We start from the raw sequence: 12,979 nt of genomic DNA, 5'->3' as shown, positions 1-12,979 counted from the left end.
CAGGCGTAAGCGAGCTTACCCCCGAGTGGTCAAACCAAGGCCGGTCAAATATCCAAAGAAAAAACCAACGGAGCTTAACTGATAGGCATTAGGGCAAGCCCGGCTCCCACAGAACCGCTTTGGCATCGGGTTTGCGACGGCGCCCGCGTAAACCCTAAAGACAATCGTGCTCTACAGCGCTGTGTCCGCCAGTGGTATGTGTGCCCTCTATTCCATCCGCCACCCCCCTCACGGTTCGATCAGCGGAAATTTGATGCCATAAACAAACGTTGCCAGTTCCATGCAGGCTAGGCACATTATCGAATTGGAATAAGCGTCACGCTTCAGACGGCGGTGCGAGCTGGAGCGATGATTTCGCGCACGGAGAAGCCCTTAATGCCCTATGTACCCAACGACCTTTTAAGCAGCCACTTCCAAAGTAACGGTAACGACCTCATCAGCAAGATCGAGGAACAGATCAATCTGGTAGCCCCCAACAGCCCGAACCTTCCGCTTTACCGCGACATGATGCTCACTGTGCTGCGCATGGCTCAGGACGACCGCAATCGCTGGAACGCCAAAATCACGCTGCAAGCGTTGCGCGAACTGGACAATGCTTTCCGGGTACTTGAGCAATTCCGCGGACGTCGCAAGGTGACGGTATTCGGCTCGGCGCGCACGCCGGTTGAGCATCCACTGTACGCCATGGCGAAAGAACTTGGCGCGCTGCTGGCCAAAGCAGATCTGATGGTCATCACCGGTGCAGGCGGCGGCATCATGGCTGCGGCCCATGAAGGCGCCGGGCTCGATCACAGCCTGGGCTTCAATATCACGCTGCCGTTCGAGCAACACGCCAATGCCACAGTGGAAGGGACGGGCAACTTGCTGCCTTTCCACTTCTTCTTCACCCGCAAGCTGTTCTTCGTCAAAGAGGCCGATGCGCTGGTGCTTTGCCCAGGTGGGTTCGGCACGCTCGATGAAGCGCTTGAAGTACTGACGCTGATTCAGACGGGTAAAAGTCCGCTGGTGCCTATCGTACTGCTGGATGTGCCGGGCGGGAGTTTCTGGCAGAGCGCACTGGACTTCATCAAGAATCAGTTGGAAGACAACCGCTACATTCTGCCCAACGACATGAAGCTAATGCGTCTGGTCTACAGCGCAGAAGAAGCAGTTGAGGAGATTCATCAGTTCTACAGCAACTTCCATTCAAGCCGCTGGCTGAAGAACAAATTCATTATCCGCATGCATCATCCACTCACCGAGCAGGCGCTTGCGACCATGCAGGAAGCCTTCGCCGATCTGCGTCTGGCTGAAGACTTCCAGCAACATGCTTATCAGGGTGAAGAGCACGAGGCTGATTTCAGCCATCTGACGCGTCTGGTTTTTACTTTCAGTGGACGAAATCAAGGGCGTTTGCGGGAATTGGTGGACTACATCAATTTGTCGGAGAACTGGGCTCAGCCAAGAGCAGAGTTGAAGATCCGGGAATCCGAATCGTCAAAGGAAACCTGAGAGTCAGTCATCCTCGCCCCGGCCGCTCAACAAGCGGCCGATCATATCCATTGAATAACCGCGGTAACTCAGAAAGCGCCCCTGTTTGGCGCGCTCCCGCGCATCTGCTGGCAACTGCCCGGCAAACTTGCGCTGCCAGGTTTCGTGCATTTTTTCCTGCCAGTTGAAGCCACACTCCCGAATCGCCTGCTCGACCTCCGCCCGTTGCAACCCTCTTTGGTTCAGCTCCTCACGAATACGCGCAGGACCGTAGCCCGAACGTGCACGGTACGAGACAAAACTTTCGAGATAGCGAGCTTCGGACAGCAGCCCTTCTTCCACAAGACGGTCGAGGGCAGGTTCGATGAGTTCAGGAGTTGCGCCGCGCTGACGCAGCTTGCGCGTCAGCTCGACACGACCGTGCTCGCGTCGTGCGAGCAGGTCCATTGCGGTGCGCCTTACGGCGACGGGTGTATCAAGTACCGCTGACATGATCTATCAGATATCAACGTCAGCTTCGGCCATGTCATCAGCTGGCGCTGGTGCACGGGAGGCTTCGGACTTGGTATCAACACCTGGGGTCAGCAGCTTCTCGCGAATCATCTTCTCGAGTGTGGCACCGACTTCCGGGTTATCTGCCAGGAACTTGGCCGAGTTGGCCTTGCCCTGACCGATCTTGCTGCCCTGGTAGCTATACCAGGCACCGGATTTCTCTACGAAGCCATGCAACACGGCCAGATCAATGATCTCGCCATTGAGGTAGATACCCTTGCCGTAAAGAATCTGGAACTCTGCCTGACGGAACGGCGGAGCCACCTTGTTCTTGACGACTTTGACACGGGTTTCGCTGCCGACGACTTCGTCGCCCTCTTTCACAGCACCGGTACGGCGGATGTCCAGACGGACCGAAGCGTAGAACTTCAGAGCGTTACCACCGGTAGTGGTTTCCGGGCTGCCGAACATCACACCGATCTTCATACGAATCTGGTTGATGAAGATAACGAGGCAGTTGGCGTTCTTGATGTTGCCGGTGATCTTGCGCAGCGCCTGAGACATCAGACGAGCCTGCAGACCCACGTGCATGTCACCCATTTCGCCTTCGATCTCGGCCTTTGGCACCAGCGCGGCAACGGAGTCGACCACGATCACGTCGATGGCGTTGGAGCGCACCAGCATGTCGGTGATTTCCAGGGCCTGCTCGCCGGTGTCCGGTTGCGAAACCAGCAAATCGTCAACATTGACGCCCAGCTTGCCTGCGTATTCTGGATCGAGAGCATGCTCGGCATCGACGAACGCACAAGTAGCACCCATCTTCTGAGCCTGGGCGATAACCGAAAGCGTCAGCGTTGTTTTACCGGAAGATTCCGGACCGTAGATTTCAACGATCCGGCCTTTCGGCAAACCGCCAATACCCAGTGCGATGTCCAGCCCGAGCGAACCGGTGGAGATAGAAGGAATCGCCTGGCGGTCATGGTCACCCATGCGCATTACGGCACCTTTACCGAATTGACGCTCGATCTGACCCAAGGCCGCAGCCAAGGCTTTCTTCTTGTTGTCGTCCATTGAAGTCCTCACGTAATCAAATTCAATTAGGGGCCTGACGGCCACAACACCTGTATAAGTAGCCAGTATTATTCCACAGGGTTGAGCGCGCGCCTACCCCTGAGTTGGTATTTCTGCATCGACAAGCTGGATCAGCCCTTCCAGCGCGGCCTTCACCGTTTGTCGGCGCACCTCGTCACGATCTCCGGCGAACTGTTCGCGCCGGGAAATCAGCTTTTCACCCACACCCCAGCACAACCACACCGTGCCGACCGGTTTCTCGATCGACCCGCCATCCGGCCCGGCGACACCACTCACTGCCACGGCAAACCGTGCACCGCTATGACGCTGGGCACCCGACACCATGGCGCGCACCACTTCCTCACTGACCGCCCCGACACGAGCAAAGAGCTCGGCTGGCACTTGCAGCTGGAGATTTTTTTGATGATTGGAGTAAGTGACATAACCGGCTTCAAACCAGGCTGAGCTACCGGGTATCCGGGTAATCGCCTCGGCAATGCCACCTCCCGTGCAGGATTCGGCGGTCGTCACCTGGGCGTTGATTGATTGCAGATGCTCGCCCAGTGTCGCGGCAAGCCGGGTGATTTCATCCAAGGTGCTTTTCCTTTAGATAAGCAGGTAAAAGAAAGCCAGCTAAACCGTCACCGTACACGAGCGCTTTCAAGGTTCAAGCAGAAGCGGCCGCCAGGGACCGCTTCCTTCGAGCAATCATTTGTCTTTCGGTTTCGGGCAGTGCGGTTTCCTGATGGTTTCGACAGTCGTTTCCTTGGGACGACGACGAGCCTCTTCGATGGGAATGAAACGCCCGCTTCCGGAATCCCTTCCGCGTTTGTTAGCCATATAAAATTCCTTTTACATAAACGCCTGCTCGAGATTGAGTGGCGACGCAGCAAAGTCTATACAGCGATTTCAAATCTGTGGGCGCCTGGAAACGCGCCGTGACGAATAAGCCATTTTGCAGCGGGCCTGCGTCGCGAAGCCTCGCGTGGTAATCTTGCGCCCATCGCAAAACGCACGGACTTACCGACCTGTTAGCCCAAAGGGGATATCAGGCACGCCTCCGAATTTGCCCTATCTTTCTAACGAACTTGCCTAACTATCTGATGAATAAAGCAATTTCCGATCTCTCTTCACACACCCCGATGATGCAACAGTACTGGCGGCTGAAGAATCAGCACCCTGACCAGTTGATGTTCTACCGCATGGGCGATTTCTACGAAATCTTCTACGAAGACGCGAAGAAAGCCGCCAAATTGCTGGACATCACCCTGACAGCCAGGGGCCAGTCCGCCGGTCAGAGCATCCCCATGTGCGGGATTCCGTATCACGCTGCCGAGGGCTATCTCGCCAAGCTGGTGAAGCTCGGTGAATCCGTGGTGATCTGTGAGCAGGTTGGCGACCCGGCGACCAGCAAAGGCCCGGTAGATCGTCAGGTAGTACGCATCATCACCCCCGGCACTGTCAGCGATGAAGCCCTGCTGGACGAGCGGCGCGACAATCTGATCGCAGCCGTATTGGGCGATGAACGCCTGTTCGGCCTGGCGGTAATGGACATCACCAGTGGCAATTTCAGCGTGCTGGAAATCAAGGGTTGGGAAAACCTGCTGGCTGAACTTGAGCGCATCAACCCGGTAGAGCTACTGATTCCGGATGACTGGCCACAAGGCCTGCCAGCGGAAAAACGTCGTGGCGCGCGCCGTCGTGCACCATGGGATTTCGAACGTGACTCGGCACTCAAAAGCCTTTGCCAACAGTTTTCCACTCAGGACCTGAAAGGCTTCGGCTGCGAAAACCTGACCCTCGCCATTGGTGCCGCGGGCTGTCTGCTGGGCTACGCCAAGGAAACCCAGCGCACTGCCCTGCCGCATTTGCGCAGCCTGCGTCACGAACGTCTGGACGATACCGTCATCCTTGATGGTGCGACCCGACGCAACCTGGAACTGGACACCAACCTGGCCGGTGGTCGCGACAACACGTTGCAATCGGTGGTTGATCGTTGCCAGACCGCTATGGGCACACGCTTGCTGACCCGCTGGCTGAATCGTCCATTGCGCGACCTGTCGATCCTCAAGGCACGCCAATCGTCGATCACATGCCTGCTGGAACGCTATCGCTTCGAGAATCTGCAACCGCAACTCAAAGAAATCGGCGACATCGAACGAATCCTCGCGCGTATTGGCCTGCGTAACGCCCGTCCACGGGATCTGGCACGCCTGCGCGACGCACTGAGCGCACTGCCTGAGCTGCAAATGGCGATGACCGAACTTGAAGCGCCGCATCTGCAGGAGCTGGCAAGGATCGCGGGTGTCTATCCCGAGCTCGCCGACCTGCTGCAACGCGCCGTCATTGATAACCCCCCAGCGGTAATCCGCGACGGCGGCGTGTTGAAGACCGGTTATGACGCCGAGCTGGACGAACTGCAGTCCCTGAGTGAAAACGCCGGACAATTCCTGATTGATCTCGAGGCCCGTGAAAAAGCGCGTACCGGGTTGGCCCACCTGAAAGTTGGCTACAACCGGATCCACGGCTACTTCATCGAGCTGCCAAGCAAACAGGCCGAACAGGCACCTGCGGACTATATCCGTCGACAGACGCTGAAAGGCGCCGAGCGCTTTATCACGCCTGAATTGAAAGAATTCGAAGACAAGGCGCTGTCGGCCAAGAGCCGTGCGCTGGCGCGAGAAAAGATGTTGTACGAAGCGTTGCTGGAAGACCTGATTGGTCATCTTGCGCCGCTGCAGGACACCGCATCGGCACTTGCCGAGCTGGATGTGCTGAGCAACCTGGCCGAGCGCGCCCTTAATCTTGATCTGAACTGTCCGAAGTTCGTCGATGAGCCTTGCATGCGCATCGATCAAGGTCGCCACCCGGTGGTAGAGCAAGTGCTGACCTCACCGTTCGTGGCCAACGATCTCGACCTTGATGACAAAACCCGAATGCTGGTCATCACCGGCCCGAACATGGGCGGTAAGTCCACCTACATGCGCCAGACCGCGCTGATCGTGCTGCTGGCCCATATCGGCAGCTTCATACCAGCGGCGAGTTGTGAATTATCGCTGGTTGACCGGATCTTCACGCGGATCGGTTCCAGCGATGACCTTGCTGGCGGACGCTCGACCTTCATGGTGGAAATGAGTGAAACGGCCAACATCCTGCACAACGCCACGGACCGCAGCCTGGTACTGATGGATGAAGTGGGACGCGGCACCAGCACCTTCGACGGTCTGTCATTGGCATGGGCTGCGGCAGAATGTCTCGCCCAGTTGCGCGCCTACACTCTGTTCGCCACGCACTATTTCGAGCTGACTGTGCTGCCTGAAAGCGAACCGCTGGTCGCAAACGTGCACCTCAACGCAACAGAGCACAACGAGCGAATCGTGTTCCTTCACCGGGTGCTGCCAGGGCCAGCCAGTCAGAGCTATGGCCTGGCCGTGGCCCAATTGGCGGGGGTTCCAGCCAACGTCATTGTCCGGGCGAAAGAGCATCTACACCGGCTGGAGACCACCAGTCTGCCCCACGAACAACCTCGTCCCAAAGCAGGTAAACCGGCTGCGCCTATGCAGAGCGACATGTTCGCCAGCCTGCCGCATCCGGTGCTCGAAGAGCTTTCCAGGGCAAAACTCGACGATGTCACGCCACGTCAGGCGTTAGAGTTGTTATATGCACTGCAAACTCGCATCTAACGAGAACCGTAACAAGCTGTTAGAATCCCGCGCGGTTTGAGACGCTGACAGCTTTTAGCCTGGCTGAGCAGTTGATCCGGGCCGCGTGAGACGTAGCGAACCCAAGGTCGAACGCCCTGTCGTGCAGTCGATCTGCATTCAGCAGCGTTTACCTAATGCATGTGTTTCACACGGCACGGGAGAATCCCGAACCCGGCAACCCTAAACCGAAGGGCTCTGCTGTCGCCGCCTGAGGAGAGAATTAGAAATGACCTTCGTCGTCACCGACAACTGCATCAAGTGCAAATACACCGACTGTGTGGAAGTCTGTCCGGTGGACTGCTTCTACGAAGGCCCGAACTTCCTGGTGATTCACCCGGATGAGTGCATCGACTGTGCGCTTTGCGAGCCTGAATGCCCCGCTAACGCCATTTTCTCGGAAGATGAGATCCCTGCCGGGATGGAAAACTTCATCGAGCTCAACGCCGAGCTCGCGGACGTCTGGCCGAACATCACCGAGAGAAAAGACGCATTGCCAGACGCAAAAGAGTGGGACGGCAAAATCGGCAAGATCGCAGACCTGGAACGCTAAGAATTCCCGGCTGTTGAAGAAGGCCCCTTTCGGGGCTTTTTTTGTAGGCGTCGTCCGGACTTGAAAGCACTTTTCTCCAGACGAAAAAAGGGGCGGTATAACCCGCCCACATTTTTTCCCTAATCCTTTTAATCCCTTTCATCATCCTGATGAATCGCGTCCTGCGATGTCCTTGACTGTCTTCCTTGACGGCCTGTGTCCATCCGTGGGCACAGTTCTGATAGTAGTGATTTTTACGGCGCGAGCAAGCAGGTTAAATCTTTCAAGATCTTCCAGACCTGAACCGATCTAAAAATAAAACCATATTTATCAACAACTTAATAAACTACTACACTCGAAAAAGCCGATGTTGTTCACGGTATTTCGCAAAGACTTACAGCACGCGTAAGTAATGGCTTACAACGAAAGAGTCAAGTTACGAACCGACCGTGCAGTATTTGAAAAGCCACTAATGGCAGCCAGCTAGTTTCCCGTGCAATAAAAAACACCCCTGAACGGGGTGTTTTTGTTGTGTGAAAGATAAACACATAGTTTATCTTCATGAACATTCACGTCATTGAAACAATGACTCGCTCGACAGACCATTTTTTTCGAGGATCTCACGCAGACGCTTGAGGCCCTCTACCTGGATCTGCCTGACACGCTCGCGAGTAAGGCCGATTTCCAGCCCTACATCTTCCAGCGTGCTGCTCTCATGTCCGCGCAAGCCGAAACGCCGTATCACGACCTCTCTCTGCTTGTCGGTCAGCTCTGAGAGCCATTGGTCAATGCTCTGTGAAAGATCATCGTCTTGCAGCAACTCACACGGGTCGGTAGGGCGATCATCGGTCAGGGTATCGAGCAATGTCTTGTCGGAATCCGGACCGAGAGAAACGTCGACAGAGGAAACCCGCTCATTCAGACCAAGCATGCGCTTGACCTCACCCACCGGCTTTTCAAGCAGGTTGGCGATTTCTTCGGGCGAGGGTTCGTGATCGAGTTTTTGCGTCAGTTCGCGAGCAGCCCGCAAATAGACGTTGAGTTCTTTGACGACATGAATCGGCAACCGAATGGTGCGGGTCTGATTCATGATCGCACGCTCAATGGTCTGACGAATCCACCATGTCGCGTAGGTTGAGAAACGGAATCCACGTTCCGGATCGAATTTTTCGACTGCTCTGATAAGCCCGAGGTTGCCCTCTTCGATCAGGTCCAGCAATGACAATCCACGATTGACGTAGCGCCTGGCGATTTTTACCACCAGTCGCAGATTACTCTCAATCATGCGTTTTCGACCGGCCGGATCACCTTTTTGCGAGAGTCTCGCAAAATGGACTTCCTCTTCCGGGGTGAGCAACGGGGAGAACCCGATTTCATTGAGGTACAACTGGGTCGCATCAAGCGCCCGGGTGTAGTCGATATATTTGTGCTGTTTGAGTGATGTGGAGTTTTTGGTTCTGGATCGGGGAACAGAGGCAGCACGAGTCTGCTTCTCATCCGTTTCAAGCTCCGACTCCAGAACGATGGCGGTTTCCATAAGGAGAACCTCATCGTCGATGTCAAACTCCGGCGCTTCTTTGCTAAGAGCCATTGTTATAGTCCTTTGGTGAGTTCGACCTCAAGCTCCAGCGACGCCAGTTCCATGGCAACGCTTGAGCCTGTCCCTCTACGCCAGGAACAGGCTGGCAACAATCAACGACGTGGCAGGAATTGCAGCGGATCTACAGGTTTACCTTGGCGGCGAATCTCAAAATGCAGCTTCACCCGGTCAGTTCCCGTTGACCCCATCTCGGCAATCGTCTGCCCAGCTTTGACCTGTTGCCCCTCCCGAACCAACAGCCTACGGTTGTGGCCGTAAGCACTTACGTAGGTATCGCTGTGTTTGATGATGACTAATTCGCCGTAGCCCCGCAACCCACTCCCGGCGTAAACCACTGACCCATCAGACGCAGCTAAAACAGGCTGTCCCAAATCTCCAGCGATATCAATGCCTTTATTCAAACTACCGTTTGAAGAAAATTTCCCGATCAAAATACCGTTCGACGGCCACGTCCAGCCCTTGGGAGAAGGCCCGGCAGGCACTGTAGAGCTGCCCGCTGGAGGCGGAACCACCGTCACCGGCTTGGAAATAACCGTGGTTTTGACCGAGCCAGAGGGACTTGTTGTCGTTGAAGTCGTCGTGGCCGTAACAGGTGGACGCCCGGCTCCAGATGAGCTCGCAACGGCCGACGATGTTGAATTTGAACGCCCGTCGAAGCGAATCGTCTGACCCGGACGAATCGTGTAGGGTTCAGGAATCTGATTACGCGCCGCCAGCGCCTTGTAGTCCCAGCCGTAACGAAAGGCAATGGAAAAAAGCGTATCGCCCCGACGGACGACGTATTGTCCGGTAGTTACTGTTGGACGCTGAGGGGCAGCATTGCTATTCCGATCGACAACACGCACGCCACCGGACGGCGCACTGGAACAACCGACCAAGAGGACACTGAGCGCAATGCCAATCACCAGCCGCTGAAAACTTGTTGAATAACTACGCTGCCGAATGACTGTGCGACTCACCCGCCACTCCCTTTACTGGTGACTGAATTAAAGATGCCTATTGTGCCGTAATAACGGCTGGCAGCTACTGCTTAATGCTTTGAAGCCAATGGGTACGTCAGGGCTCGCTGTTTCTCGAGCTCAACTGCGCTGCCGGTCCTCAATGCCATGGGGTAGACAGGCGGCGGTGCGCAGAATTCAGTGAGTTGTCATCAAGCTAGCGGACCATTGAGCAAAGGTACAAAACGTACCGCTCCCAGCACATGCCGGGAGAACCCGTTTTCTTCACGCACAATGAGCATCAACTGCTGCACTTCGCCCGATCCAACGGGGATAACCAATCGCCCTCCGGGAGCAAGCTGGTCGAGCAAAGCCTGCGGCACGTCGGTTGCTACAGCGGTCACGATAATCCCGTTGTACGGTGCCAGCGCCGGCCAGCCTTCCCAACCGTCGCCCCAGCGAAACACGACGTTGCGAAGGTTCAGCTCAACCAGACGCTCCTTGGCGCGATCCTGCAGGACCTTGATGCGCTCAACCGAAAACACACGCTCTACCAACTGTGCCAGAACGGCAGTCTGGTAGCCGGAACCGGTACCGATCTCCATGACCTTGTCCAGAGGACCTGCCGCCAACAGCAGCTCGCTCATCCGCGCGACCATGTAAGGCTGAGAAATGGTCTGGTTATGACCAATTGGCAGCGCCGTATCTTCGTAGGCGCGATGAGCCAGGGCTTCATCGACAAACAGATGCCGGGGGGTCTTGCGTATGACTTCCAGCACCTGCGCGTTGGACAGCCCTTCATCGTAGAGGCGTTGAATCAGACGCTCGCGAGTCCGCTGGGAGGTCATCCCGATTCCACGACGTAACAGATCATCTTGCTCGCGCGACATCAAAGAAGGCCCTCCAGCCATTTGTTCAGGCTAGCGAACCCGTCCTGGTAAGTACGATCAAGCTGCAAGGGAGTAACCGAAACATAACCCTGCATCACTGCATGAAAATCCGTGCCTGCACCGCCATCCTCTGCGTCACCGGCAGCTGCAATCCAGTAACCGGCCCGACCCCGTGGGTCGACGACCTTGATCGGCGCTGCTGCTCTCGCCCGATGACCAAGACGAGTCAATTGAATGCCCCGAATACGATCAAGGGGCAGATTGGGAATGTTCACGTTCAACACTGTGCGCGGTGGCAAATCCAGCTGCTCATGAGCTTCGACCAGCATTCGCGCGTAATGCGCAGCGGTTGCCAGGTTATCCGGCTGACGCGACAGGAAAGAGAACGCAAATGAAGGCTTGTTCAGGAATCGACCCTCAAGCGCTGCCGCCACGGTACCGGAATACAGCACGTCGTCCCCCAGGTTCGCGCCCAGGTTGATACCCGACACGACCATATCCGGTTGCACGTCCAGCAACCCGTTAAGGCCCAGGTGCACACAATCGGTCGGCGTACCGTTGACGCTGATGAAACCGTTCTCCAAGGCATGGGGATGCAAAGGCCGGTCGAGCGTCAACGAGCTACTGGCGCCGCTTTTGTCTTGATCGGGGGCGATCACCACGCACTCGCTGTAATCGGCCAGCGCCGCATACAACGCAGCGAGACCAGGTGCGGTGACCCCGTCATCGTTAGAAATCAGAATACGCATGAGCTGTCCGTCTGCCCAACCGGCGCCAGATCAACAAGTTCGCGCACCAGTACAGTGGCGAAGCATCCGGGCGGAAGGACGAATTCCAGTTGCAGAATGTCAGGCTCGGGATAATGCCACGTCAACCGCCCAATGGGCAGTCGCAGGATGCGTCGTTCGTGCTCCATTCCTGCTCTTGTGAGCCAGTCGCGCAATGCTGACTCGCGATTGGCCACGTCATTTTCCAGCGCGGCCGTGGCGCCGGAGGCTGGCGATGGGCCTTCTCCCCATTGCGGACCGGTTGGATGCAGGTCAAGAATCGCCAGCCGAGGATCGCTGCATTCATTTTCGCCCGCCGGAAAAAAACTGCGGCTGTCGGTGAATGCCAGCAAATCACCCACCTGAGCAACCTGCCATGAGCCATCAGCCACACGGGACGCCAGGACCTGATTGAACAGGTAGCTACGAGCGGTGGACAACAGTCGGGAACGCACTGCACGCTGCTCCGGCAATGCCTGACGCGCAGCGTAATCGCGTGCCTCCCCCAGATTCCCGCCCTGGTAGCCAAATCTCTGGGCACCGAAGTAATTGGGTATCCCGGCCTTGGCGATCAACTCAAGTCGCGCGTTCAGCGCGTCTTTGTCGACATTCAGCTGGGTCAGACGCAACGTGAATCCATTTGCAGCATGGGCACCGCGTTGAAGCTTGCGCTTGTGACGGGTGCATTGAAGAATTTTCAGGGTCTCGTTTTCCGCCGAACTCAAGTCGGGGTCAGCCTTGCCCGGCAACTGGATGCTGAACCATTGACGAGTCAGGGCCTGACGATCCTTCAACCCGGCATAGCTGACAGTCCTCAACTGAACGCCAGCAGCACGCGCCAGACGGCGGGCGGCTTCCTCAGTGTTGAGGCCGCGTTTCTCGACCCATAACCATAAATGCTCGCCATCGCCGGAGAGCGGGATGTCCAGCACTTCATCGACCTGAAAATCTTCGGCGGTCGCCTTGAGCACCGCGCTGCCCAGCGGCTGACCATAGGCTTGCGGGCCCAGCAGTTCTGATTCGGTCATGCGGACAGCAACAGCGCGACGGCGTGAACGGCGATGCCTTCTTCACGACCTGTGAAACCGAGCTTCTCAGTGGTGGTTGCCTTGACGTTCACTTGATCCAGCTCGACTTGAAGATCCTCTGCGATCAATGCCCGCATGGATTCGATATGAGGGGCCATTTTCGGTGCCTGAGCAACAATCGTCGCGTCCACATTGCCCACTTTCCAGCCCTTGCTTTTCACCAGCTTCAAGACGTGGCGCAGCAATGCCCGGCTGTCAGCGCCTTTGAACTGCGGATCGGTGTCCGGGAAATGCTTGCCGATATCACCCAGTGCGGCAGCGCCGAGCAATGCATCACTCAAGGCGTGCAGCAGAACATCACCATCGGAATGAGCGAGCAGGCCGAATCGGTGAGCAATGCGCACGCCACCCAGGGTGATGAAGTCGCCTTCAGCGAAACGGTGCACATCATAGCCATGGCCAATACGCATAAAAAAACGCCCTGAAAAAA

General features: G+C 56.5%; 12 protein-coding genes. 3 read left to right on the top strand and 9 right to left on the bottom strand.

Going from position 1 to position 12,979, the window contains the following annotated elements; translation table 11 throughout:
* Positions 1-375 precede the first annotated feature (375 nt).
* On the top strand, positions 376-1,491 hold the full coding sequence (locus AO242_RS18955; RefSeq protein ID WP_099269943.1) for a TIGR00730 family Rossman fold protein: 1,116 nt from the start codon (positions 376-378) through the stop codon (positions 1,489-1,491).
* A 3-nt stretch (positions 1,492-1,494) separates the two neighbouring features.
* Here AO242_RS18955 and recX read toward each other — a convergent pair whose 3' ends face one another.
* The 3 genes from recX to AO242_RS18940 all read right to left on the bottom strand — a co-directional run bounded on the left by recX (position 1,495) and on the right by AO242_RS18940 (position 3,627).
* Entirely contained in the window at positions 1,495-1,962 is a 468-nt protein-coding gene (gene recX / locus AO242_RS18950; protein WP_099269942.1) for a recombination regulator RecX, read from the bottom strand.
* 6 nt (positions 1,963-1,968) lie between these two features.
* The gene (gene recA / locus AO242_RS18945; protein WP_027901813.1) at positions 1,969-3,033 is read right to left on the bottom strand and encodes a recombinase RecA; all 1,065 of its coding nucleotides are present in this window, start codon (positions 3,031-3,033) and stop codon (positions 1,969-1,971) included.
* A 93-nt stretch (positions 3,034-3,126) separates the two neighbouring features.
* The gene (locus AO242_RS18940; protein ID WP_099269941.1) at positions 3,127-3,627 is read right to left on the bottom strand and encodes a CinA family protein; all 501 of its coding nucleotides are present in this window, start codon (positions 3,625-3,627) and stop codon (positions 3,127-3,129) included.
* A 521-nt stretch (positions 3,628-4,148) separates the two neighbouring features.
* Here AO242_RS18940 and mutS point away from each other — a divergent pair.
* Together mutS and fdxA are read left to right on the top strand one after the other, a co-directional pair.
* Positions 4,149-6,716 (top strand): DNA mismatch repair protein MutS, encoded by a 2,568-nt coding sequence (gene mutS, locus AO242_RS18935; protein ID WP_176560667.1) that lies wholly within the window; start codon positions 4,149-4,151, stop codon positions 6,714-6,716.
* Positions 6,717-6,963: 247 nt separating this feature from the next.
* Entirely contained in the window at positions 6,964-7,287 is a 324-nt protein-coding gene (fdxA, locus tag AO242_RS18930) for a ferredoxin FdxA (RefSeq protein WP_099269939.1), read from the top strand.
* Between the two features lie 553 nt (positions 7,288-7,840).
* Here fdxA and rpoS read toward each other — a convergent pair.
* The 6 genes from rpoS to ispF all read right to left on the bottom strand — a co-directional run bounded on the left by rpoS (position 7,841) and on the right by ispF (position 12,959).
* Positions 7,841-8,857 carry an RNA polymerase sigma factor RpoS gene (gene rpoS / locus AO242_RS18925; protein ID WP_099269938.1) on the bottom strand — a complete coding sequence of 339 codons (1,017 nt, stop codon included), beginning with the start codon at positions 8,855-8,857 and terminating at the stop codon, positions 7,841-7,843.
* Positions 8,858-8,958: 101 nt separating this feature from the next.
* Positions 8,959-9,825 carry a peptidoglycan DD-metalloendopeptidase family protein gene (locus AO242_RS18920; RefSeq protein WP_099269937.1) on the bottom strand — a complete coding sequence of 289 codons (867 nt, stop codon included), beginning with the start codon at positions 9,823-9,825 and terminating at the stop codon, positions 8,959-8,961.
* Between the two features lie 191 nt (positions 9,826-10,016).
* The gene (locus AO242_RS18915; RefSeq protein ID WP_176560666.1) at positions 10,017-10,652 is read right to left on the bottom strand and encodes a protein-L-isoaspartate(D-aspartate) O-methyltransferase; all 636 of its coding nucleotides are present in this window, start codon (positions 10,650-10,652) and stop codon (positions 10,017-10,019) included.
* A 41-nt stretch (positions 10,653-10,693) separates the two neighbouring features.
* Positions 10,694-11,443: a 5'/3'-nucleotidase SurE gene (surE, locus tag AO242_RS18910; protein WP_099269935.1), complete on the bottom strand. Its 750-nt coding sequence runs from the start codon at positions 11,441-11,443 to the stop codon at positions 10,694-10,696.
* Positions 11,431-12,489 (bottom strand): tRNA pseudouridine(13) synthase TruD, encoded by a 1,059-nt coding sequence (gene truD / locus AO242_RS18905; RefSeq protein WP_099269934.1) that lies wholly within the window; start codon positions 12,487-12,489, stop codon positions 11,431-11,433. Before truD ends, surE begins: the two co-directional genes overlap by 13 nt.
* Complete coding sequence (gene ispF, locus AO242_RS18900; RefSeq protein ID WP_099269933.1) at positions 12,486-12,959, bottom strand: 2-C-methyl-D-erythritol 2,4-cyclodiphosphate synthase; 474 nt, start codon at positions 12,957-12,959, stop codon at positions 12,486-12,488. The genes truD and ispF overlap by 4 nt, the downstream gene beginning before the upstream one ends.
* Positions 12,960-12,979 lie beyond the last annotated feature (20 nt).

The sequence above is a fragment of the Pseudomonas sp. ICMP 561 genome (genome assembly GCF_002699985.1).
Lineage (GTDB): Bacteria > Pseudomonadota > Gammaproteobacteria > Pseudomonadales > Pseudomonadaceae > Aquipseudomonas > Aquipseudomonas quasicaspiana.
The sequence above is the reverse complement of the archived record's forward strand: the minus strand, read 5'-3'. Positions and strand labels throughout refer to the sequence as shown.